The organism is Ensifer canadensis (assembly GCF_017488845.2).
Taxonomy (GTDB): Bacteria; Pseudomonadota; Alphaproteobacteria; order Rhizobiales; family Rhizobiaceae; genus Ensifer; species Ensifer canadensis.
Window position 1 is genome coordinate 317,859 of sequence record NZ_CP083374.1, and the last position, 22,639, is coordinate 340,497.

Genomic DNA, 22,639 nt, shown 5'->3' on the forward strand with positions numbered 1-22,639 from the left:
GCCCAGTGATGTACAATTTTCTCGCGGCATTCGCAGTTTTCCTTGCCCTTCATATGGTGCCGGCATTGCCGACGCTGCGTCAGCGGCTGATCACACTATTGGGGCGGCGGACCTATTTCACCGTCTATTCGCTGCTGTCGATCGTCGCGCTCATCTGGGTTTTTCAGGCAGCGCTTGCGCTCGATTTCATCCCGCTCTGGGAGCCGGCCCCGTGGCAGGCGTGGACGACATTCGTCCTCGCGCCACTCGGGCTCTTCCTCGTTCTCGCCGGCCTGTTCAGTGAGAACCCGTTGTCGATCTCCATTTACCAGAGCAACGCCCGGAAGGGAGCGATCGTCAGCGTCACACGTCACCCGGTGCTTTGTGGCTTCCTTCTGTGGGCTCTTGGCCATGTCGTCGCCAATGGCGATCTGCGCTCCCTAGTGCTCTTCGGCGGCTTCGCGCTGTTTGCGCTCGGCGGTTTCCTCATGGTGGAAAAGCGTGTGCGGCGCCGCCTGGCGGACAATTGGTCGATTGCCCAGCAAGGCACCTCGATTTGGCCCTTTGTCGCGATATTGAAAGGTCAGGCGTGCCTGCGCCTCGATCCGGTGATGATCCTGTCAGCCTTCGCGACCGCGGCGATCACGTTCTGGCTGCTCGCCGGTGGCCACTACGTTATGTTCGGGGCAGATCCGCTGTTGCAGGCGTTGCCTTTCGACTGAACCTCCCCCTGCCAGGCGGTCGCAAGCGGGCCGATCGGCAGCGCGAGGAGATCGATCGCCCTTGCGGCGAGATGATCGATGATTGCCTCGACGCTATCAGGCCGATTGTAGAACGCCGGCACCGGCGGCATGACGATCGCTCCCATCTCGGTCACCGCACACATGTTGCGCAAGTGGCCGAGATGCAGCGGCGTTTCGCGCGCCATCAGCACCAGACGACGGCGTTCCTTCAGGTGCACGTCCGCGGCGCGAACGATGAGATTGTCGGCAAGCCCGTTGGCGATCGCAGCAAGCGTGCGCATCGAACAGGGCGCGACGATCATGCCGGCGGTCGGAAACGACCCGCTGGCGATCGCAGCGCCGATATCGTCATGCTCATAGGTCCGGTCCGTCTTCTCCAGCAACCGCAACAGCGCATGTCCGCCAACCTCATGGGCAAGTGTGCGATGGGCCGACGGCGATAGCACCAGATGCATCTCCACTTCCTCGATCTGTGCAAGCCGCTCGGCAATGCGCAACGGTATGGCAGCGCCCGACGCACCGGTGATGCCGACGACAATTCGGTGCCTGCTCATGATGCTTTCCTTTCAAGCCCAAGATCGGCCCAGATGGCATCCACCTGGCGGACGACATCCGGCGTCATGTCGAGCACTCGCCCCCATTCCCGATCGGTCTCGGAACCGATCTTGGTGGTGGCATCCAGCCCGAGCTTGCCGCCGAGACCGGAGCGCGGCGACGCAAAATCGAGATAGTCGATCGGGGTGTCGGCAATGATGGTGACATCGCGGCTGGCATCGAAGCGGGTCGCCAGCGCCCACATGACGTCGGGCCAGTGGCGGACATTGATATCCGGATCGACCGCGATGATCAGCTTGGTGTAGCTGAACTGCGGCAGCATCGACCACAGACCCATCATCAGGCGTTTCGCCTGTCCGGGATAACGCTTGTCGATCGCGACCACCATGGCGCGATACGAACAGGCTTCCGGCGGCAGCCAGAGATCGGTGATCTCGGGGAACTGCTTCTTGGCGAGCGGAATGAACAATGTGTTCATCGCCTCGCCGAGCCGCGAAGGCTCGTCTGGCGGGCGGCCGGTGTAGGTGGAGAGGTAATAGGGGGCACGGCGCGTGGTGATGGCAGAAAGCGTCATGACCGGAAACGGCTCGACCGAATTGTAGTAGCCGGTATGGTCACCATAGGGGCCCTCGTCGGCGGTCTCGGTTGCCGACACCGTTCCCTCAAGCACGATCTCGGCATTTGCCGGCACGGCCAGCGGCACCGATGTGGCGGCGACTAATTGCGTTCGGCTGCGCCGCAGCAATCCGGCAAAGTTGAGCTCGCTCAGCCCCTCCGGCAGCGGCATGACCGAAGCGAGGATCGTCGCAGGATCGGCGCCGATTGCTACGGCAACCGGCATGTCGCGCCCCTGGCGCTGCCACAGGCGATGGTGTCGCGCGCCGCCGCGATGGGCAAGCCAGCGCAGGATCACTCGATCCCGGCCAAGCACCTGCATACGATAGATGCCGACATTGACATCACGCGGATCGTCCGGTGCGCGGGTGATCACCAGTGGCCAGGTGATCAGCGGTGCGGGTTCGCCCGGCCAGCACCATTGGATCGGCAATCGAGCAAGGTCGATGTCCGTACCGCGCCAGACGATGTCTTGGCACGGTGCTGATGTCACATGTTTCGGCCGCATGAAGAGCGCCGAGCGCAACAGCGGCAGCCGGTCCCAGGCGTCGCGCAGCGACCCCGGCGCCCGCGGGTCCCGCAGCTCTGCCAGGTCTCGCGCAAGCGCGGTCAGTCCGCCGTTCTGCAGGCCGAAACCACGTTCGATCCGACGCTCGGTGCCAAAGAGATTGGCCAAGAGCGGGATGTTGTGGATGCGTCCAGACGCATCGACCGGCCGCTCGAAGAGCAAAGCCGGGCCATGATCCGCCAGAATGCGCCGGTGGATCTCCGTCACCTCGTGCACCAGCGACACGGGACGGGAGATACGCTTCAGCTCCCCCTCACGCTCCAGTGCGCAGGCAAAATCCTGAAGCGAGACGAAACCCTTGGCGGGACGGAAGCTCTTGTTCATACCGCCTCTTACGGGCGGCAAATGCCCGATGTCTTTGACGTGGGACAAACAGCGGCGGCGACGCGCCGACTAGCATGCGGCCATTCTTTGCTCCGTTTTCATGCAGGCAGCCCATGACCTTACCCTTTGCGATGACCGCGCCGCTCCGGATCGTGCCAATCCCCCTCTTAGAACACGCCGCGCGGCTCGTCTTTGCCCAGGTCGTCGAGCAGCATCCGGATCTTTTTGACCGGCTCGGGGAGCACGCCGGCAAACGCTATGCGTTCATCCCGACGGACCTTCCGGTAAGCTTTCTGGTCGAGCCGGCCGCCCGGCGCATCTCTGTTCACCGCGCTGCCCATCTGCCGGCCGCTGACGCCTGCATGGGCGGCAAGTTCGTGCTGCTTCTGGCGTTGCTCGAGGGCCAGATCGACGGCGATGCCGTGTTCTTTTCCAGAAGCCTGACGATAACGGGCGACATGGAAGCCATGTTGGCGCTGCGCAACGCGCTCGACGACTGCAATATCGACCTGCCCGCAGATATCGCCCGCATGAGCGGGCCGTTCGCGCCTTTGGTTCTGCGCGCGGCATCTGAGATCAGGACACGCGCATTGTCCGGGGAGGCAGCCAGATGGAACTGATCTGTCCGGCAGGCACGCCGGCTGCCTTTCGCGAGGCCGTCGATGCCGGTGCCGATGCGGTCTATTGCGGCTTTCGCGACGAGACCAATGCACGCAACTTTCCCGGCCTGAACTTTTCGCGCGACGAGCTGAAGACGGCGATCGCCTATGCGCGCCGGCACAAGGTGATGACCTTCGTTGCCATCAACACCTTCATGCGGGCTGGCCACGAAAAGCTCTGGCATGACGCCGTCGACGATGCCGTGCGTCTGGGGGCCGATGCCGTGATCCTCGCCGACTTCGGATTGATGGCCTACACCGCCGAGCGCCACCCTCAGCAGCGGCTACACGTCTCGGTCCAGGCTTCCGCCTCCAACGCCGATGCCGTCAAATTCCTGGTCGAAACCTTCGGAGCGAAGCGCGTCGTGCTTCCGCGTATTCTGACCATTCCGGATATTGCCCGCCTTGCACGGCAGATCAGCTGCGAGATCGAGGTCTTTGTTTTCGGCGGGCTTTGCGTGATGGCAGAAGGCCGCTGCTCGCTGTCGTCCTATGCCACTGGCAAATCGCCCAACATGAACGGAGTCTGCTCGCCGGCAAGCCACGTTCGTTACCGCGAGGATGGCAGCGAACTGGTGTCGGAGCTGGGCGACTACACCATCAACCGATTTCCGGCCGGCGAGGCTGCCGGCTATCCGACGCTCTGCAAGGGACGTTTCGACATTGCCGAGGAGCGTGGCTACGCCTTCGAGGATCCGGTTTCTCTCGATGTCATGGATCATATCGATGCCTTGCGCGATGCCGGCGTCGGCGCACTGAAGATCGAGGGTCGCCAGCGCGGCAAGGCCTATGTCGCCGAGGTTGTTTCAATCATGCGCCGCGCCGTCGCTGCCGATGCGGCCGAAAGGCCCGCCTTGTTGTCACGACTTAGGCGGCTCAGCGAAGGACAGAAGACGACGTCGGGCGCCTATGAAAAGCGGTGGAGGTAACGACATGTCCGCAACAACCCACCCCTCGCTCAGCCTCGGCCCGGTGCTTTACCTCTGGGACGGACCCAAATGGCGCGACTTCTATTTCCGTATCGCCGACGAAGCCCCGGTTGATCATGTCACCCTCGGCGAGGCGGTCTGCTCGAAGCGCCTGCATTTCATCGAGCCGCATGTCGCGGAAGTAATCGAACGGCTGGAAGGCGCCGGCAAGAAGGTCAGCCTTGCCTCGCTTGCACTCGTCACCCTGGAGCGCGAGAGCCAACTCGTGCGCGGTCTGGTGCGCGACAGCATCCACCCGATCGAGGCCAACGATCTGTCCGCGCTCGGGCTCCTTGCCGGCAAACCGCATTCGATCGGACCTCTGATCAACGTCTACAACGGTGCCACCGCGAGACTGCTGGCGTCACGCGGTGCGACCAGCATCTGCCTGCCGCCGGAGTTGCCCATGGCATCAGTGCGCGACATCGTTCGCGATGCGCCTGATGTCGAATTTGAAATCTTCGGCTTTGGCCGCGTGCCGCTGGCAATCTCGGCGCGCTGCGCCCACGCCCGCTCCAAGGGGCTGGTCAAGGACAACTGCCAGTTCATCTGCGGCGAAGACAGCGACGGCCTCATTGTCGAGACGCTCGATCGCCAGCCGTTCCTCACGCTCAATGGGGTCCAGACCCTGTCGCACACCTGCCAGAGCCTGTTGCAGGAGCTTGCCGAACTGGCGGCCGTCGGCGTCAGCCGAATCCGGCTGTCGCCGCAGGACTGCGACATGGTGACGGTCGCCCGTATCTATGAGGACGTTGCAACCGGGCGGATCTCGGCCACAGAGGGGCTCGAACGGCTGGCTATCGCCTATCCCGGCGTGCCGTTGTCGAACGGCTTTCACCATGGCCGATCCGGCGCGTCGTGGATCTCAGCCCCGACCGCCTCACCCTAGGGAGACGCGCATTGGCGGATGCGTTGATCCACGCGGCCATGGTGCCGACACACGATGCCAACATCGCTGACTTCGTCGGCAGCATCCGCGTCTGATCGATCACGCCACGCTCGTTTGAATTTGCCGGAAGAAAATCGATCAATTGCTCCAGCAGGTCGTGAGGCTTCCTCCGACCGACTGCCTGAGCGAGCCGGTTGACGATCGGCATGCTCAGGCTGATTGGTCGTGGGCTCGGCGCAACCGATTACTCTCCCGATCCCGTTTCTATCCGCTTCTCGGCGGGCGCTGCGGTCTCGTCGCTCAAGCCGTTCTTGAAGCTGCGAATGCCCTTGGCGACGTCGCCCATCAACTCCGGGATCTTGCCGCGCCCGAACAACAGCAACACGACTGCCAGCACGATCACCCAATGCCAGACACTAAAAGATCCCATATCGTTGTTTCCCTGATCCAATGAACCGTTACAATGCCGCGCGGCGATGGCGCCGCTGGCGACAATCGGGAAGCTAGCGGGCCATGAGGCACCGGTCTTTGTCAGGTCGCAAACATTCAAAGCGCGCGGCGCTCGTTCACCAGTCAGTCCGATCTGGTGGTCATTGGCGCTAAACCGCTACCAGAGATTGCCGGCCCGGTGGCATCCTTGTGTCGCCGACGGCGCATCCCGACGAGAAGCGAGCCAAGGCACTGCGCGCAATCGCCGGACTGTTCGACGCGGGGCAACTTCGGACGGATGTCGGAACTGTCCAACCGCTCAAGGAGGCACGGGCTGAGCATTGGTCGGCGCGCGCCCAAGTGAAGAATCAGGATAACCAGTCGTCCATCGGCTGCGCTTCGCCAGTCGCCGACTGCACTTCATCCAGAGCATAGGCATGAATATAGTCGATCTGCATTTCCGCTCCGTCGCCGAAGTCTGCGTTCGGTTCCCCCGCTGCCCCTCCCACCGCCAGATTGACCACCATGTACATGGGGTCGTGCATGTCCGCGGGCGTATCGGCACGCGCCACGGCGACGTCGTCGTAATACCAAACGATTTCATCCTCTTCCCATAGCACGCCGTAGGTGTGAAACCCTTCGGTACTGGCGACCTTGACTGCGGTCGTCTCGCTTGTCTGTTCGCCGGTCTCGTTGCTGTGAACGGTTACGTTGACAATGTTCGGTTGCTGCCCCCGCATCTCGACAACATCGAGTTCGGGGGGCCAGGAGCCATCTGCCGGCAACAGCCAGAACGCCGGCCAAGTGCCGGTTTCGGTCGGCATGTCCGCTCTGATTTCGAAATAGCCGTAGGTCTGCGCAAAGGTCGAGTACGTCGTCAGCATTCCGGACGTGTATTCGTACCCATCGATCTCTGATTCCAGTGCATCCGGCGTCGGCTCTGCCTTAATCGTCAGCACGCCATCTTCGACCGAAAATGGATTGATGGCAGCGGTCTCCGCATGGTCAGGATTGATGTACCACTGCAGTTCGCCGTTGCTGGCCAAGGTTCCGCCTTTTTCAGGCGCCCACCAGAACTTTGCATCCCATACGCCCTGATCGCCATCATGAAGGGAGAGGCTGTCAAACTCGTCGGCAAAACTCAGCGCAAGGTTTGAGCGATCGAGACTAAGCTGAAATTGCTCCGGCGCGAGATCGGCCACGGTCGTGTCAGCAAACAGCAAGCTCTCGCCGTCGCCGAGGTTCAGCCTCAAATCCGTGCCTTCCTGTGTCGCAAGGCTGGTGACCTGCTGGAAGCTTGTGAGATCGTAACCATTCAGCCGGACCGTATCGGAACTGTCGAAGTCGGCAATCAGATCGCTGCCGCCACCTCGGCCGACGACGAAGATGTCCGCGCCGCTGCCGCCGACCAGAATGTCGTTGCCGCCGCCGCCGTCGATCGTCTGGCTACCGGAAGCCCCCGAGATAATATTGTCGGCGTTGTTGCCGAAAGCATGCCGGCCGCTGCCGGTGACGGTCAGGTTTTCGAAATTCTCAGGCAAGGTATAGCTCATCCAGGTGTTGATGGTATCAACACCAGCTCCAGCCGTCTCCATGGCACGGTTGATGCCCGAATAGAGGTAGTAAATGTCGTCACCCTTCCCGCCCGCCATGGTGACATCGACGGAGCCATCGCCCCAGATCGAGTCGTTTGCCTCAGTGCCGTAAAGCACAGGCCCCGATCCCGTCGCAGAGAACCACGCAGTCGATGCTCCACTGTAAAAAAGCGGGGTGCCTACGGCGTTGACGATCGATTTTGGCATATGGTCAGCTCCTTCGTTTCCTCCCGAAGGCAAGCTAACATCGCTCGGCAGACGGTGGCACCGCCTGCATTTATGGGTTTTTGATGTGAATTGCGGCGCTGGAAAACGCAGGTGATCGGGATGATCTCGACGCTTTGCCGCAGTAAATGACACGACCCAGGTCACATCGCTGCAAACAGAATTTTGTCGCGTATTGAAAGGCTTAGAGGGAAATCCTGCCACATCCTCAGAGATCTTGCATGAACGCAAAGGTGTGTTCCGGCGTGCATGTGTGGATGCTCCCGGTTACGCAAGTAGGCTTCGAAGCATGCTGCCGAAATTGTCCGATTCGGAACCGCACGTGGCGCCTTGGATGCTCGGCAACGGCGACGGCGCCATCCGAAAAGCGGCACCGAAGCACCGGTTCGGGTGTGCTGGAGAACGAATTTCCGTTCGTGACGATCGCAAGCAACTCGTATCGTTGCCGCCGCCTACTGCATATTTTTATCCTTAAATCGCCTTCGATTTAAGGATAAAAATATGCAGCAATTCAAAGTCCTACAGCGATCTTTGCACGTCTAATAAGAACGCGCGGTGGGCGGCCGCGCGTAGACGATCTTGTCGCCTCGCTAAACAGCTGGTCGCGAAACTACCTTGGACGATGAGGCACTTGACCGCTCCGGAAACTCATTCACGTCGATATGGATGCGTTCTGGGCCTCAGTCGAAGAGCAAGACAATCCGGGACTGCGTCGCAAACCTGCGGCCGCCTGCTTTAAAGCAGCAGAAAACACGTCAGGTGCGATACCATCGGCGCGCAAAACCTGCCTGATAAGCGGATCTCTCAAAACCTCGGATATGGTCATGTCTGTCGCCATCACGTTTCTCCTCCACAGATCCGCGGATGAAATTTACCTCATCGGCGTCAGCTCGAATGTTCCACTGGTAACAGGAGAGAGCGGGACAACGTCGCGATCTAAATGGCGTACCACTCCGGCGTGACGCGCGCTTGGATCCACAGGTCGATCCGCCCCATCGGCAGAGTGCAGCCCTTGCCGACTGCCGCGACCGCTCATTGGTCAAGACAATCGAACGTCCGGCGCAATGTTCTGGTTCAAGTGGAAGATGTTCTCCGGGTCGTAGACGCGTTTGATCTTCTGAAGTCTCGAATAGGTTTCAGCGCCGAGAGCATTGCGAACCAGGTTGTCACCCTCGCCGAGCCCGGGAAAATTCAGGTAGAGGCGACCCGTGGAATGTGGCTGCATGTCCTGCCATGCATTGCGAACCCAACTGATGTTCGCGTCATCATCTGACGGATCGGACCAGATCGCATCAAGGCTCAACATGTAAGGTATGTTGCGATCGCCGAAGGCAGTGGCATCGGAAGCAACGCGCTGCATGGCTCCGCCAAATTTCCAGATCGACGCGTAGGTCATCTCGGAGGGTCGTTTAATCAGGCGCTCGATGATCGCGCCGATGACATCGTCACCAAGGCCCGAAAGGTAGGTCGATTTCCAGTAGCAGCGGTCACGCCCCTTGGGGAACAATCCGTCATAAATGGACTGGAGCTCGCGATAGGGCATCTGACCACTGAAATCGAGCAACGGCTCACCAAGAGCGCGCAACGGCTGCATGACGCGCTCCCCTTTTTCAGCGGGACCGTCATAAACAGTGGCAAGCGTTATCACTCGCCTGCCCCATGTCTGTTCCGGATAGGCCTGATCACTCGGTATGGTGGAGAATTCGGCGAGACCACTGACTTCGTCAGGGGCTGAAGCCATATGGTCGCGCCACTGTGGGATGACGTCGACGGCGTGCTCTTCCGGATAGGCAGGCGCGCAGAACATCACCGGATCGGCGATTTCGTGAAGACGAAGCTCGAAGTTCACGACGATGCCAAAATTCCCGCCGCCGCCCTTTAGCGCCCAAAGCAAGTCGATATTCTCGACTTCGCTGGCGCGGATGAGCCTGCCATCACCGGTGACCACATCGGCAGCAATGAGATTGTCGCAGCTCAGGCCATGGGTGCCGCGCAACCAGCCAATGCCGCCCGAAAGAGTGAGCCCGGCCACGCCTGTCATCGAAATCAGTCCGCCCGGCGTGGCCCGCCGAAAAGGCGTGGTCGCCGCATCGACATCGCCCCATGTCGCCCCGCCTTCGATCAGCACACGGTCGAGCCCAGGCGCGATGTGGACGGCATTCATGGGCGACATATCGATCATCAGACCATCATCGCAAACGGCGTAGCCGGCGACATTGTGCCCGCCGCTGCGAACGGCGATGGTGAGCCGATGCGTCCGCGCATGGTTTACCGCTGCGATGACGTCGGCAGCATTGCGGCATCTGGCAATCAAGGCAGGCCGCCGATCGATCAGCCCGTTCCAAACCACTCGAGCAGCGTCATAAGCCGAAGTTCCGGGCTCGAGCAGCTCGCCACGCAGTACACTGCGGAGCACATCATGGGACATGTCGAGACCTCCTCTTGGCTGAAAGAGCCTAGTCGCGTTCGACGCTTGGTACTAAAGTCGAAAATGCTGGAAGGCGGTCATTTCTGCCATGCTTGATCAGGACAGCCCTATCAATGTAGCACTTCTCGCGGTGCCCGAAGTCACGGCCTCCGCCTTGTTCGGCATGTTCGATCTGTTTTCATCTCCCGGCCGCGACTGGCCGTTCATCGTCAAGGGTGAAGCGGGACAACAGCGCATGCGCCCCTATGTCGTTGCCCGTTCACACAGTGGTTTTCGCGCCGCCAACGGCATTTGGGTCAAACCAGACTTCGCATTCGGCGACTGCCCTCCACCGCAGATCGTGTGCATTCCGGATTTTTTCATCAATCCGGGCGACAGCGTCGCAGGGCTGTATGAGCCTGAAGCAAGATGGCTAAGGCGAACGCATGAGGATGGCGCGTTGCTGGCCAGTGCCTGTTCCGGTGCCGTCCTGCTCGGCGAGGCGGGACTGCTCATCAATTGCGAAGCGACGATCCACTGGGGCTATGTCACGACCCTTTCCAACAATTACCCTGGTGTCAGGGTGCGCCTGGATCGGTCACTGGTCCTGAGTGGTGAGGCGCAGCGCATCGTTATGGCGGGGGGCGGGTCAAGCTGGCAGGATCTCGCTCTCTACCTCATTGCGCGGTTCGTCGGCCTCAAGGAGGCGATGGAAGTGGCCAAGGTCTACATGCTGCAATGGCATGACCTGGGGCAGCAGCCATTTGCGTCACTCATGAGCCTCCGCCAGACGGTCGACGCGGTGATCAACTCCTGCCAAAAGTGGCTCGCGCTGAACTACAAGACCCGCGCGCCCGTCGCCGCAATGGTGGCTCTTTCCGGGCTGTCGGAACGCTCGTTCATCCGCCGCTTCACCAAAGCGACAGGTATGACGCCGCTGGCCTACGCACACGCGCTTCGTATCGAAGAAGCAAAGCAGATGCTGGAAACAACCGACCTGACGATCGAGGCGATCGCCAACGAAACAGGCTATGAGGACGCAAGCTTCTTCAGCCGCCTGTTCCACCGTGAAACGGGCCTGACCGCCGCGCATTATCGCCTCAGATTTGGCTCGCTGCGCCAAGCCTTGAAACATACCTGATTGGAGCCGCGTTTCGGCACAGCCGGCGACGATCGCCGATATCGATCTCGACCGAGAGGAACCGAAGGTGCCTTCGGTTCGCATATTTACCTATTGCCAGTTTCGGGCGAATACTTGCCTGCTGATAGCACTACACCGGAGATCGGCAGAATAATGGATCGCATTGATGCAATGAAAGTGTTCGTGACCGCGATCGACGAGGGCAGCCTCGCAGGTGCTGCCCGTCGGCTGAAGCGCTCCCCGACGGCGGTCAGTCGCGCGCTGAGCTTCCTGGAAGCGCATGTGGGTGCCGAACTGCTGCATCGCACGACCCGCACACTCAAGCTCAGCGAGGCCGGCCAACGCTACGCGACTGCCTGTCGGCGGGTGCTGATCGATCTCGAGGAGGCCGACATGCTCGCCGGCGGTGAGCGTGCGGCTCCGCGTGGAACGCTGACCATTTCCGTGCCGCCGATCATAGGGGACGAGGTTATGCGTCCGATCCTGGATGATTTCCTCGACGTCCACCCGGCTGTTTCTGCCCGGCTGCTGCTGCTCGATCGGTTCGTCAACCTGGTGGACGAAGGCGTCGACATTGCGTTGCGTATTGGCCATCTGGCGGATTCGTCACATATTTCCACGCGATTGGGCGGTGATGTCAGGCGCGTGGTGGTCGCTTCTCCCCGCTATCTCGCCAATCATCCCGTCATCGAGGTGCCAGCCGACCTCACAAAGCACCAGATCATCGCCTTTACCAATTTCGGTCTCGATTCCTGGAACTTCACACCGGCAGAAGACTCGACCATTCCGCGGACGGTTCACTTCACGCCGAGATTGATCGTCAACAGCGTTCGGGCCGCCGCTGCTTCGGCCGTCGCGGGTAGAGGCGTAGCCAGGCTCTATTCCTATCATGTCGCTGAACATGTCAAAGACGGGCGACTGAAGATCGTCCTCGCCGACGCCGAGCACCCACCCCTGCCCGTTCATTTGCTCGCACCCCAGGGGCGCATGTCCGTGCCCAAGGTTCGAGCCTTTGTCGATTTCGCCACGCCACGTCTGCGCTCCGAATTTGCCCGACTGACTGCAGAAGCAGGTACGCTCCCTTGATTATGCCGATATTCGAATGACTGACGTCCAACTTCTGACCATTCTCCCGATCTCAGGATAGATCTAAATCAATAGCACCAACGCCGAGGGCGTCGGGCGGGCGTCGATCAGACGGTCGCTGCCATTGAGAAAGGATCACATCATGAATACCGAACAGAAGGTCGTCATTATCACCGGCGCGTCACAAGGCATCGGCGCCGCCCTGGTTCGCGCCTACCGTGACCGAAACTTTCGCGTCATAGCCAGTTCCAGGTCGATCGCGGCCACGGCCGACCCGGACATTCTCGCCGTGCCCGGCGACATCAGCAGGCCGGAGACCGCCGAACGGATCGTCCGCGAAGGTATGGAGCGCTTCGGTCGCATCGACTCGCTGGTGAACAACGCCGGCGTGTTTCTTGCCAAGCCGTTCATTGAAATGACCCAGGAAGACTATGATCACAACCTCGGGGTCAATGTCGCCGGATTCTTCCACATTACCCAGCGTGCCGCGGCCGAAATGTTGAAGCAGGGCTCGGGCCACATTGTCAGCATCACCACAAGCCTGGTCAATCAGCCGATCGTCGGCCTGCCTTCAGCGCTTGCTTCCCTGACCAAGGGTGGGCTGAACGCGGTCACCCAGTCGCTTGCCATGGAATTCTCGAAGAGCGGGGTTCGCGTCAACGCGGTATCTCCAGGGGTTATCAAGACCCCCATGCACGCGCCCGAGACACACGCGGCCCTCTCTGCGCTGCATCCGGTTGGCCGGATGGGCGAAATCCGCGATATCGTCGACGCCGTACTCTATCTGGAGAACGCGAGCTTCGTCACCGGCGAGATCCTCCATGTCGATGGCGGCCAGAACGCCGGGCGCTGGTAACCTCATGGTGCTGGCTCGGGACGATCCCCGCGCCGGCCCACCAAATCCGATGATTTACCGAACCAACTCTCGGCAAGGAGACTGCAATGCCTATTGTCACCGTACAGGTTACCCGCGAAGGAACCACGCCCGGCCGCAATTCGGTGTCGGCGGAGGAAAAGGCGGCCATCATCAAGGGCGTCAGCGAGGTGCTGCTCAATGTTCTGCACAAGCCGCTTGAATCGACCTATGTCGTGATCGAAGAGGTCGATCTTGATAACTGGGGCTGGGGTGGGCTTCCGACGGCACAATACCGCACACTGCGTGCTGCCGCCGCCAAGTCCTGAAGCAGTTGGCCAACCGATTTCAACGGTCTCTGCCCAAACGTGTGGGCAGAGACCGTTGCGATAGTGGAAACGCCGGATTTCGTAGCGCAAAGCATGAACGTCGAATCTCTGTCAATCAACCTCGACGTTCGTCCATTTCTCCAACCATTTCAGGAAAACGCCTGCCATGCCGAATTCGACGGGCCTTGAGGTCTCGTAAGCACCGACCACCGGCAACACCGACGCCGCCAAGGCTAAGCTAACCCGATCTCAGCTCGTGTTCGATAAACAGCGGGCTTGCCTGTCCTACTCCCAATCCCGAGATACAAGCGTCGATCGACGCCTCGTCGGTATCGAAAGCGATGCTTCCGCCCCGAGGCTCGAACGTGAGCGCCGCAGAACTGCACCAGCACCGCCAAGACCATGCGTCTGCCGTGTCCAGCAAGATGGGCAAATCGAGGATGTCACTGGCCTCGAGCTGCCCCCTGCTTCCGGCTATCAATTTCGGCGAGCAGACCGCCATCGTCCTATCCAGCAGGAACGCCGATGACACTTCGCGAGCGTCGGCGCTTCGCCGATATGTGATGGTTAGGTCGGGCCTCTCAAGCGAGCCCAGCGCGAGCGATTGGATGACAAGATCGGCGGTCGGATTCTCCTGCCGGAACGATCCGATGAGTGGGATCAACCGTCGTTCAGGTTCATGTCAGGTTCGAATGGCCTGTTGCGAATGTCGGTAGACCTTCATCGCCTGCGATGAAGGTCATGACGCAAGGTATCAATCGGATTGCGACCCATGGCCAACAAGGCACAACACCTGCATCTTCGCTCCAGCGGGAAGGACGAAGTCTTTGCCCGCGACGACCAACAGGTCGGGGATTTCGCCTTCAACGCAACGGTTGCGGATGTGTTCGACGACATGGTCGGCCGCTCCGTTCCTTACTACGAGGAAATGCAGCGCATGGTGTGCGAGCTTGCGCGTGATTTCGCGCAACCCGACACCAACGTCTATGACATCGGCTGCTCCACAGCCACGACCCTTCTAAGCCTCGACGGCGTCATCGAGCCGAGCGTTCGCTTCGTCGGCATCGACAATGCGCCCGACATGCTCGACAAGGCGCGCCAGAAGATAGACGCATCGGCACCCCGCAGGCAGATCGACCTCAAGGTCGCCGACCTCCATCAGGGCGTGGACATGGACAATGCGAGCGTCGTCACCATGTTGCTGACGCTGCAGTTCATTCGTCCGCTCTACCGCGAACGCGTTATGCGCATGATGTATCAAGCTCTCAACGATCGAGGCTGCCTGCTTCTCGTCGAGAAGCTGACGGGTGAAGATACGACCTTCAACCGGCTCTTCATCCAGCACTACTACGATTTCAAGCGGCGCAACGGCTACTCCGAGATCGAGATATCCAAGAAGCGCGAAGCCCTGGAGAATGTCTTGATCCCCTATCGCCTGGAGGAAAACCTGCAACTGCTGAAAGAAGTGGGCTTCCGCAGCGTCGAAGTCTTTTTCCGCTGGTACAATTTCTGCGGCATCGTCGCAGTCAAGTAGGGCGCCGACATGAAGACGCTAATGATACAGCTCGGTAATTTCTTCTTCCGGTACCGCAACCAGTTCTTCCCGGCCATCATCCTGGCACTATTCATCCTGGTGCCGCCGTCAACCGAAATGTGGGGCAGCGGGACAGCGAACCTGCTGAAGACCGCGGCCGCCATTGCTGTTGTTCTCGCCGGGCTGGCATTACGCACGGTCGTGGTGGGCTACGCCTACATTAAGCGCGGCGGGTTGAACAAGAGGGTCTACGCAAAGGACCTGGTCACCGAAGGCATGTTCGGCGTCTGCCGAAACCCGCTCTATGTGGGCAACATGCTCGTCTATACCGGCATTTTCCTGCTGCACGGCAATCCGCTGGTCATTGCGATTGGCGTTGGCCTGTTTGCCTTCATGTACCAATGCATCGTCTATGCCGAGGAAGTTTTCCTGGAGCAGAATTTCGGCGAAGCCTATCGCGCCTATTGTCGAGACGTGCCGCGCTGGGCGCTGCGGCTTGAGAACTTCCGTCACTCGATCGACGGGATGTCATTCAATTTCAAACGCGTCGTCGCCAAGGATTATTCGACTGTCTCAGCCGCTCTGCTCGCCATCCTCGCAACGGAAATGTATCGGTTCGCCATCGCCGAGAACCTTGAGCACCAGCGATCCTATCTGCTTGTTCTCGCTGCCCTGATGGCGCTTGTCGGCATGGCGACCGCATTGGTCAGCCACTTCAAGAAGCACGGTGCGTTTCGCGAACCGAAGACATCGCTCTAAGGGCGCCGTCTGCCGTGGCACCCTGCCGGAGACGACGGCTTCCATCGCCTCCGCGCCTCTCAGGTTCATGTCAGAAATCCCGCAGCCTACGATCCACAACTCGGCGCCGTTTCGGCCTGAAAGGGAGCCATGGCTCATGAGCAATCCGACCGATCGAAAAACAATCGACTTGACGCATGCCTATGGGCGACAATAGGCAGAGGTTGTTTGGTGGCGGATGGTAGCTTGCGCGTTCTGCTTGTGGAAGACGATCAGGTCCTGGGGGAGGCGCTGCGTGATCACGTCGCCGCCGCGGGCCATGCCGTAGACTGGTTCTTAAGCGTCGTTGATGCGATGTCGGCAACGGGGACGGTCGAATACGGGCTTATCCTTCTCGACCTGAGATTGCCGGATGGAGATGGACTGTCATTGCTCCGGTCTTTACGCTCACGTCAGGATGCAACGCCGGTCATCATCCTGACAGCGCACGATCAAGTATCCGATCGGATCGAGGGACTTAACAGCGGGGCAGACGACTATCTCGTCAAACCCTTCGACCTCGACGAATTGACTGCGCGCATGCTGGCGGTATCGAGGCGCTATGCGGGCAAGCCAACCTCGACCATTCGCCTACCCGGGATCGAGATAGACCAGATCAACCGAAACGTGGTGGTAGACAATGAGGTCCAGCTCTTGAGCGCCCGCGAATGGGCCGTCCTGGACAAACTGGCGGCCAGACCCGGAGCAATTGTGTCCAAGGCACAGCTTCACGAGGAGCTTTACGCCTTCGGCGCCGAGATCGAAAGTAACACGGTCGAGGTCTACATCAGCCGGCTGCGAAAAAAGATCGGCCATGACCGCATCGAAACTGTTCGGGGTGTGGGCTACTGCATCAAGTGAGTGACCATGTTCCAGAAACCAAGCATGACCCGCAAGCTCGTCGTCGCGATCACAAGTGTCGTCGCGGTTTTCTGGCTCGTCGCCATGGGATTTGGCATCCTCATCATGCAGGACGAGTTTTCCGAGATTTTCGATAGCGGCATTCAGGAAACCGCCGAACGCCTGCTTCCGATCGTCATCGACGATCTGGCCGGGCGGGATGCGGGCGATGCGCTACGACGCCCGGCAGAAAAAGCAGCCAGCAACCGCGAATATCTTGTCTACCAGGTTCGCGGTCGGGACGGGCAGATCCTGTTGAAATCGAGGGATGCGCCTGCCGAGCCCTTCCCGGCCCCCCTCGAGGTCGGCTTCTCGCAGAACGATACGCACCGGATATACACGGCCGGGACCGCGGACGGCTCATTCTACATCCAAGTGGCGGACTCCCTCGACAATAGGCGCGAGGCTGCAATCGAGGGGGGAATGGCCCTCTTTTTCCCGATCCTGGCACTCATTCCCGCCAGCATCATTGCCATCATCCTCGTCGTCCGTATGACCCTGTCTCCAATTGAAGGGCTGCGCGACGATATCGGCACCAAGGATGGTGGCAACATGGTGCCGGTGGATGAAGCCGGGCTCCCGGTCGAGCTTCGCCCGATCGCCCGCTCCGTCAACTTGCTGCTGGATCGACTGCGGGCCGTTCTCGAATCCGAGCGGGAATTCACCGCCAACAGCGCACACGAGTTGCGCACACCGATTGCCGGCGCGCTGGCGCAGACCCAACGGCTGCTCGCGGAGGTGCCGCCTTCGCTGTCTGCCCGTGTCGGACAGATCGAACGATCGCTTCAACATCTGGGGCGGCTGGCGGAAAAACTGCTGCAGATGTCGCGCGCTGAAGCAGGCATCGGCGTGTCGGACGAAAAAACGGACCTCTTCCCGGTCCTGCAGGTTGTCATCGAAGACATCGGGCGATCTGCGTTGGGCGCGGGGCGCATCGTGCTTCATGCGCCAGATGAGGCGCGCCTCGAGCGGCAAATCCGCCCGGATGCCTTCGCGATCGTCGTGCGCAACCTGCTTGAGAATGCACTGGTCCACAGCCCGTCGGGCAGTGTCGTCGATGTCTATTTCGGCACTGATGGCATCCGCGTCGTCAATGAAAGCGCCGTCCTCGATCAACCGACATTGGCGGGCCTGACGAGACGGTTCACGCGCGGACCAACGCAAGCGGCCGGCTCTGGACTTGGGCTGTCGATCGTCAAGCGCTTCGTCGAGCAGATGAACGGCAGCCTGGCACTCCAATCTCCTGCGACCGGGAGGTTGGGCGGCTTCGAGGCCGCCGTGCGCCTTTAACCCAGCGGGAGCCCGCCTTGTCCAAGATCGCCGCGCTAACCGAACGGTTTTACAGACGCATGAGGGCGTATGGGCCGCTAGGCATCGCCGCCTTTGCACTGGCATCCGGAGGCGCCTTTGTCTTCATTAGGCTGACGAGCGAGGTGGTCGAGGGAGAAACGCGCGCGTTCGATGAGGCGATCCTGCGCGCGCTGCGCCAGCCCGGCAACCTCTCCGCTCCCATCGGGCCCGGATGGTTGACGCATGTGGTCACCGACATCACCAGCCTCGGTGGCACCACCGTACTGACCCTCGTCACTATCGTTACAGTCGGCTATCTGGTTCTCGCATCGCGTCGCGCCACCGGTATGTTCGTACTGCTCTCGGTTCTGGGTGGATGGTTGCTGAGCACGCTTCTGAAAATCGGGGTTGCGAGACCTCGACCCGACATCGTGCCCCACCTGGTCGATGTGCATGATCTCAGCTTTCCAAGCGGGCATGCGATGCTGTCTGCGGTTACCTATCTGACGTTGGGCCTGCTTCTCTCGCGGGTCCAATCGAACCGCGCCACGCGTCTCTACGTCATCGCCGTGGCCCTGGCGCTGACTTTGATGGTCGGATTGAGCCGGATATACCTCGGCGTTCACTATCCGACAGATGTATTTGGCGGTTGGTGTGCGGGTGCGACATGGGCAACGATCTGCTGGATGATCGCCAGGCGTTATCTGCCCCGCCCCGAGGAGAGTGCCGGTTAGAGCGCTTCCGATTTAAGCGGTGTGAAAGAAATGCTCCATCTCTTTGTTTCCAAACATTTCCTCACGGAAGGTCGCTTGGCACTTTTCCTGGAAATGCCCTAACCGGCGAGGCCGAAGACCTTCTCCAACATCTCCCAGTTCTCATCCATTGCGTAGCTGGGGGAAAGGTAGGGGATCCCGATGTGCCCGAAGCGTATCGACAGCTGTTTTTCGGCGGTCTCTTCGTCGGCCTTGGCGATTTGCTGGAGATAGATGACCGAAGCAAGCCCCGTGCGGTCGGCGCCTGACCGGCAGTGAATGAGGGCCGGTTTGGGAACATCGCGCAGCAGCAATACGAGGTTCAAGGATTGATCGAGTGTCATCTCGTGGCTCGCGGACATCCTGAAGTCCACATGTTTCAGACCGAGCGCTGCGGCAGTTGCGACCTCATCGCGATACCAAGCCGCGCCGTTGTCGACACCACGAAGATTGACGATCGACCTAATGCCAAATCGCTTGGCGTAGTCGGCGATCTGCGCCGACGTCGGCTGGTTCGAACGGTAGAGCTCGCCCGGAACAACCTCGTGGAAGTTCCCGGAAAGCTGGATACCGCCGAGGTACCCTCCGATGATCAATGCGGCCGCGAGTGTCGCCCACAGGATTGGTCTTATGGATCCAAATTTCATCCAACGTGCTCCTTTTCGAGCACCATGGATGCAAACGCTGACATGAAGCTGAACGCCAATGTTGTCAATGTTCGCCTGCTGCGGCTGACCATTGGAAGCTGGAGACGGCGACATCGCCGCTTGCGAAGAAATCCGTTCCGGCGTCTTCCGAAAGATCGGCGTCCAGCAGGACGATCAGGGGTCTCTCGAGGTCGAGACAGACCTCGAGAGACGCCATCGATTGCCTCAGCCAAGGATCGCCTTGGGCTCAAGATGAGCCTCCAGGCCCACGACGCCGCGTTCGCGGCCAATTCCCGACTGTTTGAACCCACCGAAGGGTGCCAGGGGCTCGTGGGGTGCTCCGTTGATGACGACTCGCCCGGCCTCCAGGCGCGCGGCAACCCGTCGCGCCCGCACGGGATCTGACGACAGGACATAGGATTGCAAGCCGTAGGTCGTGTCGTTGGCGATGGCGATAGCGTCTTCCTCCGTGGCGTAGCCGATCACGCTCAGCACAGGTCCGAAGATTTCCTCGCGCGCGATCCGCATGTCGTTGGTGACGTTGGCAAAGACGGTCGGCTGCACGAACCAGCCGCGCTCAAGGCCTTCAGGTCGGCCCTCGCCGCCGACCAGCAGCGTCGCGCCTTCCTCCTGTCCAAGCTTCAGATAGGATTGCACCCGGTCCCACTGCTTCCGGCTGACCATTGGGCCAACGGACACTTCGGGGTTGGTCGGATCGCCGGCGCGGACCGCCTCGACCTCGGCCTTCAGCCTCGCCAGGGTCTCTGCCATTCTGCGTTCCGGGACGAGAACCCGCGTCCCCGCTACGCAAGCCTGGCCGCTGTTCATGAAACCGGACGCCACCACCACTGGGATCGCCTCATCGAGATCGGCATCGTCCAGAATGATTTGCGGCCCCTTGCCACCGAGCTCCAGCGTCACGCGTTTCATCGTCTCTGCGGCCGACCGCAGGATCGACCGTCCAACTGCTGTCGAACCGGTGAACGTCACCTTGGCGACGTCGGGGTGAGAGGCGAACTCCGCACCGACGACATCACCCCGTCCGGTGACGATGTTGAACAGACCTGCAGGAGCACCCGCCTCATGCAGCGCCTCGGTGACGATCCGGGTCTGGATTGCGCTCATTTCGCTGGGTTTGATCACGATGGTGCAGCCGGCGGCGATAGCCATCGCCATCTTGCCGCAGATGAAGGAGGCATTGCTGTTCCAGGGCGTGATGGCGGCGACGACGCCCAAGGGCATCATGCGCACGTCCGCACGGCCGATGGTCTGGTTGAAATCATAAGCCTCAAGCGTTTCCGCCGCCTCCAGAAAGGCAGTGGCCGCCATGTTCACCATCCAACCGGCGCGGCTCTTCGGCGCGCCGTATTCCTCGACGATAGCGTCGAGCTGATCGTCGAACCGGGCGGCGACCACGTCATGGAAACGGCGCAACAGGACGATCCGCTCCTCCTTGCTGGTCTGCGACCACGCCGGCAGCGCGCGTTTCGCAGCAGCAATTGCGGCGCGGGCGTCCTCGACGTCGCCCAGGCGCACCGCGCCGATCGCTTGTTCGGTAGTCGGGTTGAAAAGCTGGAACCGCTCAGACCCGTGCGGCGTGACGAAGGCGCCATCGATGTAGATTTCGTTGATATCGCGCATAGTCGTTCTCCTGTTGAAACCAGGATGTAGCGCCTTCCGATTGCGTGTATAAGACCGTGAAAGAGACGCAAACTGTCCCGGAAACCAGCGCAATGAATCGCAGCGGCCTGATTGAACTGGAAGCCGTGGTGGCGGTGGCCCGACGCGGTGGATTTCGCGCCGCCGCCCGCGACCTTGGCATGTCCTCCTCAGCCCTCAGTCACGCGGTCGCGGGTCTCGAGGCGCGGCTTGGCGTACGCCTGTTCGATCGCACCACCCGCAGCGTTTCGCTGTCGGCGGCGGGCGAGCAGTTCATCGCGGAGGTCGCTCCGGCCCTTTCGCAAATCCACGCCGCCATCGAGAATGTCGATCAGCACCGCGAGCGCCCTTCCGGCACGCTGCGGCTGAACACCTCGCTCGGCGCAGCGCGGATGATCCTGTCGCCGCTGATCCTCGAATATCTCCGGCGCTATCCGGAGATGAAGGTCGAGCTGGTGACCGACAATCGGCTGATCGATCTTGTGGAGGAAGGATTTGATGCCGGCTTCCGCCTTCAGGAGAGCCTACCGGCGGACATGATCGCCGTGCCGTTCAGCCGGACGATCCGTTCCATCGTCGTCGGGTCGCCCGCCTATTTTGCGGGCCGCGAACAGCCGCGCGTGCCCGCCGACCTGCTGCGCCATGTCTGCATCCGCATGCGCATGTCCTCCGGTTCGATCTATCGCTGGGAATTCGAGAAGCGCGGCGAGACGGTGGAGATTGACGTTCCCGGCGTCCTGACGCTCGACGAAACCGCATTGATGCACGAGGCGGTTCTCGCCGGCGTCGGCCTGTTGCTGATCACGGAAGACCTGGTCGCCGAGGATCTGGCGGCGAGACGGCTGATCCAGGTGCTGGATGACTGGACCCCGGCCTATCCCGGCCTCAGCCTCTACTACCCCGGGCGCCGGCACGCGCCCGCCAAACTACGCGCCTTCATCGATCTCGTGAAGGAACGATCTCGATAAGCGATAACGTCTCCTTGGCCCCCTTGACAGTATCTGTAAAAACATTGCATCGTTAATTGAAGCGTAGGCCTGTGCCTCGCAAGAATTGCCCCGTTCAACCCACGTTGATGACGATCCGGAGTTCGCACCTCCTGGAACAGGGTCCTAGCGAAACTGGCCAATTGCCAGTTCAACTATGGAGCTGGTGGGGGCATGGAAACCGAACTTCCCTTTGGTAATATTTTTTGCTTTGAGCATGATTGGAAGACCTCAACCGCTGGTCGGTTAGTCTATGGCTTTCATTGCGTTATCTGCCGCAATACGCGCCAGTCTGACGCCCGTCGCAAGTCCCCTGCCAAGAGCGACGTGGTCGCATCAGAGCTGGTCGACGTCCACTCGAAGCGTTTCACAGTCATTGCTCGGTCCCAGGGTATCCATAAAATTATCGGCAGCCTCGATTTCGTTCGCGGAATCAGGATCCGTTCGATCGAGGGTGGCGAAACTGCCTTGCCGCTCGGTCTCTTCGATGATCCGGTTCACCTCTTAGAGCGCGCAGCGCCGCCGGGCACCGCTCCTGAAATTCGGTTCGGACACCCTGCCCCTGTTGCACGACGACACGTCTCTCGTGCGCGTTCCAGCAACGTCGACGATAAGCGGCAACGATCTCTCATTCAGGCATGAGCCCATGCTCGGCATAGGCCTGTGCCCCGATGGCTATGCCGACGTGTCTGACCGAAATGGGGTTCAACTCAAAACGCAACTCAGCAA

The 22,639-nt window shown here is 60.6% G+C and carries 24 protein-coding genes; 15 read left to right on the plus strand and 9 right to left on the minus strand.

Annotation, left to right across the window (positions count from 1 at the left end):
• Positions 1-8: 8 nt before the first annotated feature.
• Complete coding sequence (locus tag J3R84_RS34900) at positions 9-701, plus strand: NnrU family protein (protein ID WP_057220042.1); 693 nt, start codon at positions 9-11, stop codon at positions 699-701.
• On the opposite strand, the gene J3R84_RS34905 is transcribed toward J3R84_RS34900, so the two are convergent.
• Positions 650-1,276, minus strand: a complete 627-nt coding sequence (locus tag J3R84_RS34905; protein ID WP_057220043.1) for a UbiX family flavin prenyltransferase — start codon at positions 1,274-1,276, stop codon at positions 650-652. The genes J3R84_RS34900 and J3R84_RS34905 overlap by 52 nt on opposite strands.
• On the minus strand, positions 1,273-2,784 hold the full coding sequence (locus J3R84_RS34910) for a UbiD family decarboxylase (RefSeq protein ID WP_057217006.1): 1,512 nt from the start codon (positions 2,782-2,784) through the stop codon (positions 1,273-1,275). The genes J3R84_RS34905 and J3R84_RS34910 overlap by 4 nt, the downstream gene beginning before the upstream one ends.
• 113 nt (positions 2,785-2,897) lie before the next feature.
• Between J3R84_RS34910 and ubiT the strand changes: the two genes are divergently transcribed.
• The 3 genes from ubiT to ubiV are packed head-to-tail and all read left to right on the plus strand — an operon-like array spanning position 2,898 to position 5,300.
• Positions 2,898-3,404: a ubiquinone anaerobic biosynthesis accessory factor UbiT gene (ubiT, locus tag J3R84_RS34915; RefSeq protein WP_057220044.1), complete on the plus strand. Its 507-nt coding sequence runs from the start codon at positions 2,898-2,900 to the stop codon at positions 3,402-3,404.
• Positions 3,395-4,372, plus strand: coding sequence for a ubiquinone anaerobic biosynthesis protein UbiU (gene ubiU, locus J3R84_RS34920; protein ID WP_057217002.1), 978 nt, complete (start codon positions 3,395-3,397; stop codon positions 4,370-4,372). Before ubiT ends, ubiU begins: the two co-directional genes overlap by 10 nt.
• Positions 4,373-4,376: 4 nt before the next feature.
• Positions 4,377-5,300 (plus strand): ubiquinone anaerobic biosynthesis protein UbiV, encoded by a 924-nt coding sequence (gene ubiV, locus J3R84_RS34925; protein ID WP_057220045.1) that lies wholly within the window; start codon positions 4,377-4,379, stop codon positions 5,298-5,300.
• 244 nt (positions 5,301-5,544) lie between these two features.
• On the opposite strand, the gene J3R84_RS34930 is transcribed toward ubiV, so the two are convergent.
• The 3 genes from J3R84_RS34930 to J3R84_RS34945 all read right to left on the minus strand — a co-directional run bounded on the left by J3R84_RS34930 (position 5,545) and on the right by J3R84_RS34945 (position 9,977).
• Entirely contained in the window at positions 5,545-5,730 is a 186-nt protein-coding gene (locus J3R84_RS34930) for a twin-arginine translocase TatA/TatE family subunit (protein ID WP_025430220.1), read from the minus strand.
• 367 nt (positions 5,731-6,097) lie between these two features.
• A complete protein-coding gene (eglC, locus tag J3R84_RS34935) occupies positions 6,098-7,531 on the minus strand; it encodes an endo-1,3-1,4-beta-glycanase EglC (RefSeq protein WP_057207209.1) in 1,434 nt (477 codons plus the stop codon).
• Positions 7,532-8,588: 1,057 nt separating this feature from the next.
• Positions 8,589-9,977 carry an FAD-binding oxidoreductase gene (locus J3R84_RS34945; protein ID WP_057216991.1) on the minus strand — a complete coding sequence of 463 codons (1,389 nt, stop codon included), beginning with the start codon at positions 9,975-9,977 and terminating at the stop codon, positions 8,589-8,591.
• An 88-nt stretch (positions 9,978-10,065) separates the two neighbouring features.
• On the opposite strand from J3R84_RS34945, the gene J3R84_RS34950 reads away from it, so the two are divergent.
• The 4 genes from J3R84_RS34950 to J3R84_RS34965 all read left to right on the plus strand — a co-directional run bounded on the left by J3R84_RS34950 (position 10,066) and on the right by J3R84_RS34965 (position 13,365).
• Positions 10,066-11,097: a GlxA family transcriptional regulator gene (locus J3R84_RS34950; protein ID WP_057207207.1), complete on the plus strand. Its 1,032-nt coding sequence runs from the start codon at positions 10,066-10,068 to the stop codon at positions 11,095-11,097.
• A 153-nt stretch (positions 11,098-11,250) separates the two neighbouring features.
• A complete protein-coding gene (locus J3R84_RS34955; protein WP_203527551.1) occupies positions 11,251-12,183 on the plus strand; it encodes a LysR family transcriptional regulator in 933 nt (310 codons plus the stop codon).
• Between the two features lie 142 nt (positions 12,184-12,325).
• Positions 12,326-13,039 carry an SDR family NAD(P)-dependent oxidoreductase gene (locus J3R84_RS34960; RefSeq protein WP_057207205.1) on the plus strand — a complete coding sequence of 238 codons (714 nt, stop codon included), beginning with the start codon at positions 12,326-12,328 and terminating at the stop codon, positions 13,037-13,039.
• A gap of 86 nt (positions 13,040-13,125) precedes the next feature.
• On the plus strand, positions 13,126-13,365 hold the full coding sequence (locus J3R84_RS34965) for a tautomerase family protein (RefSeq protein WP_057207204.1): 240 nt from the start codon (positions 13,126-13,128) through the stop codon (positions 13,363-13,365).
• 238 nt (positions 13,366-13,603) lie between these two features.
• On the opposite strand, the gene J3R84_RS34970 is transcribed toward J3R84_RS34965, so the two are convergent.
• Positions 13,604-14,029: a LysR substrate-binding domain-containing protein gene (locus J3R84_RS34970; protein ID WP_057207203.1), complete on the minus strand. Its 426-nt coding sequence runs from the start codon at positions 14,027-14,029 to the stop codon at positions 13,604-13,606.
• Between the two features lie 108 nt (positions 14,030-14,137).
• On the opposite strand from J3R84_RS34970, the gene cmoA reads away from it, so the two are divergent.
• The 5 genes from cmoA (at position 14,138) to J3R84_RS34995 (ending at position 18,600) form a co-directional block, all read left to right on the plus strand.
• Positions 14,138-14,899 carry a carboxy-S-adenosyl-L-methionine synthase CmoA gene (gene cmoA, locus J3R84_RS34975; RefSeq protein WP_057207202.1) on the plus strand — a complete coding sequence of 254 codons (762 nt, stop codon included), beginning with the start codon at positions 14,138-14,140 and terminating at the stop codon, positions 14,897-14,899.
• Between the two features lie 21 nt (positions 14,900-14,920).
• The gene (locus J3R84_RS34980; protein ID WP_225968651.1) at positions 14,921-15,658 is read left to right on the plus strand and encodes a methyltransferase family protein; all 738 of its coding nucleotides are present in this window, start codon (positions 14,921-14,923) and stop codon (positions 15,656-15,658) included.
• A gap of 225 nt (positions 15,659-15,883) precedes the next feature.
• Positions 15,884-16,537, plus strand: a complete 654-nt coding sequence (locus J3R84_RS34985; protein WP_057207331.1) for a response regulator — start codon at positions 15,884-15,886, stop codon at positions 16,535-16,537.
• A gap of 6 nt (positions 16,538-16,543) precedes the next feature.
• Positions 16,544-17,866 (plus strand): histidine kinase dimerization/phospho-acceptor domain-containing protein, encoded by a 1,323-nt coding sequence (locus tag J3R84_RS34990; RefSeq protein ID WP_057207200.1) that lies wholly within the window; start codon positions 16,544-16,546, stop codon positions 17,864-17,866.
• Positions 17,867-17,925: 59 nt separating this feature from the next.
• Complete coding sequence (locus J3R84_RS34995) at positions 17,926-18,600, plus strand: phosphatase PAP2 family protein (protein WP_051509367.1); 675 nt, start codon at positions 17,926-17,928, stop codon at positions 18,598-18,600.
• A gap of 98 nt (positions 18,601-18,698) precedes the next feature.
• Here the strand turns inward: J3R84_RS34995 and J3R84_RS35000 are convergent, their stop codons facing one another.
• The 3 genes from J3R84_RS35000 to J3R84_RS35010 all read right to left on the minus strand — a co-directional run bounded on the left by J3R84_RS35000 (position 18,699) and on the right by J3R84_RS35010 (position 20,906).
• Complete coding sequence (locus tag J3R84_RS35000) at positions 18,699-19,265, minus strand: tyrosine-protein phosphatase (RefSeq protein ID WP_057207199.1); 567 nt, start codon at positions 19,263-19,265, stop codon at positions 18,699-18,701.
• A gap of 64 nt (positions 19,266-19,329) precedes the next feature.
• Positions 19,330-19,482: a hypothetical protein gene (locus J3R84_RS35005; protein ID WP_203527547.1), complete on the minus strand. Its 153-nt coding sequence runs from the start codon at positions 19,480-19,482 to the stop codon at positions 19,330-19,332.
• 8 nt (positions 19,483-19,490) lie between these two features.
• Positions 19,491-20,906, minus strand: a complete 1,416-nt coding sequence (locus J3R84_RS35010; protein WP_203527545.1) for an aldehyde dehydrogenase family protein — start codon at positions 20,904-20,906, stop codon at positions 19,491-19,493.
• A gap of 92 nt (positions 20,907-20,998) precedes the next feature.
• Here J3R84_RS35010 and J3R84_RS35015 point away from each other — a divergent pair, with 92 nt between their 5' ends.
• Together J3R84_RS35015 and J3R84_RS35020 are read left to right on the plus strand one after the other, a co-directional pair.
• Positions 20,999-21,892: a LysR family transcriptional regulator gene (locus tag J3R84_RS35015; RefSeq protein ID WP_057207197.1), complete on the plus strand. Its 894-nt coding sequence runs from the start codon at positions 20,999-21,001 to the stop codon at positions 21,890-21,892.
• Positions 21,893-22,084: 192 nt separating this feature from the next.
• Entirely contained in the window at positions 22,085-22,552 is a 468-nt protein-coding gene (locus J3R84_RS35020) for a hypothetical protein (protein ID WP_146160872.1), read from the plus strand.
• Positions 22,553-22,639 lie beyond the last annotated feature (87 nt).

Excerpts from the sequence above, each read along its gene's own strand:
- J3R84_RS34900 (WP_057220042.1), top strand. The coding sequence starts at position 9 with ATGTACAATTTTCTCGCGGCATTCGCAGTTTTCCTTGCCCTTCATATG.
- J3R84_RS34905 (WP_057220043.1), bottom strand. The coding sequence starts at position 1,276 with ATGAGCAGGCACCGAATTGTCGTCGGCATCACCGGTGCGTCGGGCGCT.
- J3R84_RS34910 (WP_057217006.1), bottom strand. The coding sequence starts at position 2,784 with ATGAACAAGAGCTTCCGTCCCGCCAAGGGTTTCGTCTCGCTTCAGGAT.
- ubiT (WP_057220044.1), top strand. The coding sequence starts at position 2,898 with ATGACCTTACCCTTTGCGATGACCGCGCCGCTCCGGATCGTGCCAATC.
- ubiU (WP_057217002.1), top strand. The coding sequence starts at position 3,395 with ATGGAACTGATCTGTCCGGCAGGCACGCCGGCTGCCTTTCGCGAGGCC.
- ubiV (WP_057220045.1), top strand. The coding sequence starts at position 4,377 with ATGTCCGCAACAACCCACCCCTCGCTCAGCCTCGGCCCGGTGCTTTAC.
- J3R84_RS34930 (WP_025430220.1), bottom strand. The coding sequence starts at position 5,730 with ATGGGATCTTTTAGTGTCTGGCATTGGGTGATCGTGCTGGCAGTCGTG.
- eglC (WP_057207209.1), bottom strand. The coding sequence starts at position 7,531 with ATGCCAAAATCGATCGTCAACGCCGTAGGCACCCCGCTTTTTTACAGT.
- J3R84_RS34945 (WP_057216991.1), bottom strand. The coding sequence starts at position 9,977 with ATGTCCCATGATGTGCTCCGCAGTGTACTGCGTGGCGAGCTGCTCGAG.
- J3R84_RS34950 (WP_057207207.1), top strand. The coding sequence starts at position 10,066 with ATGCTTGATCAGGACAGCCCTATCAATGTAGCACTTCTCGCGGTGCCC.
- J3R84_RS34955 (WP_203527551.1), top strand. The coding sequence starts at position 11,251 with ATGGATCGCATTGATGCAATGAAAGTGTTCGTGACCGCGATCGACGAG.
- J3R84_RS34960 (WP_057207205.1), top strand. The coding sequence starts at position 12,326 with ATGAATACCGAACAGAAGGTCGTCATTATCACCGGCGCGTCACAAGGC.
- J3R84_RS34965 (WP_057207204.1), top strand. The coding sequence starts at position 13,126 with ATGCCTATTGTCACCGTACAGGTTACCCGCGAAGGAACCACGCCCGGC.
- cmoA (WP_057207202.1), top strand. The coding sequence starts at position 14,138 with ATGGCCAACAAGGCACAACACCTGCATCTTCGCTCCAGCGGGAAGGAC.
- J3R84_RS34980 (WP_225968651.1), top strand. The coding sequence starts at position 14,921 with ATGATACAGCTCGGTAATTTCTTCTTCCGGTACCGCAACCAGTTCTTC.
- J3R84_RS34990 (WP_057207200.1), top strand. The coding sequence starts at position 16,544 with ATGTTCCAGAAACCAAGCATGACCCGCAAGCTCGTCGTCGCGATCACA.
- J3R84_RS34995 (WP_051509367.1), top strand. The coding sequence starts at position 17,926 with ATGAGGGCGTATGGGCCGCTAGGCATCGCCGCCTTTGCACTGGCATCC.
- J3R84_RS35000 (WP_057207199.1), bottom strand. The coding sequence starts at position 19,265 with ATGAAATTTGGATCCATAAGACCAATCCTGTGGGCGACACTCGCGGCC.
- J3R84_RS35005 (WP_203527547.1), bottom strand. The coding sequence starts at position 19,482 with ATGGCGTCTCTCGAGGTCTGTCTCGACCTCGAGAGACCCCTGATCGTC.
- J3R84_RS35010 (WP_203527545.1), bottom strand. The coding sequence starts at position 20,906 with ATGCGCGATATCAACGAAATCTACATCGATGGCGCCTTCGTCACGCCG.
- J3R84_RS35015 (WP_057207197.1), top strand. The coding sequence starts at position 20,999 with ATGAATCGCAGCGGCCTGATTGAACTGGAAGCCGTGGTGGCGGTGGCC.
- J3R84_RS35020 (WP_146160872.1), top strand. The coding sequence starts at position 22,085 with ATGGAAACCGAACTTCCCTTTGGTAATATTTTTTGCTTTGAGCATGAT.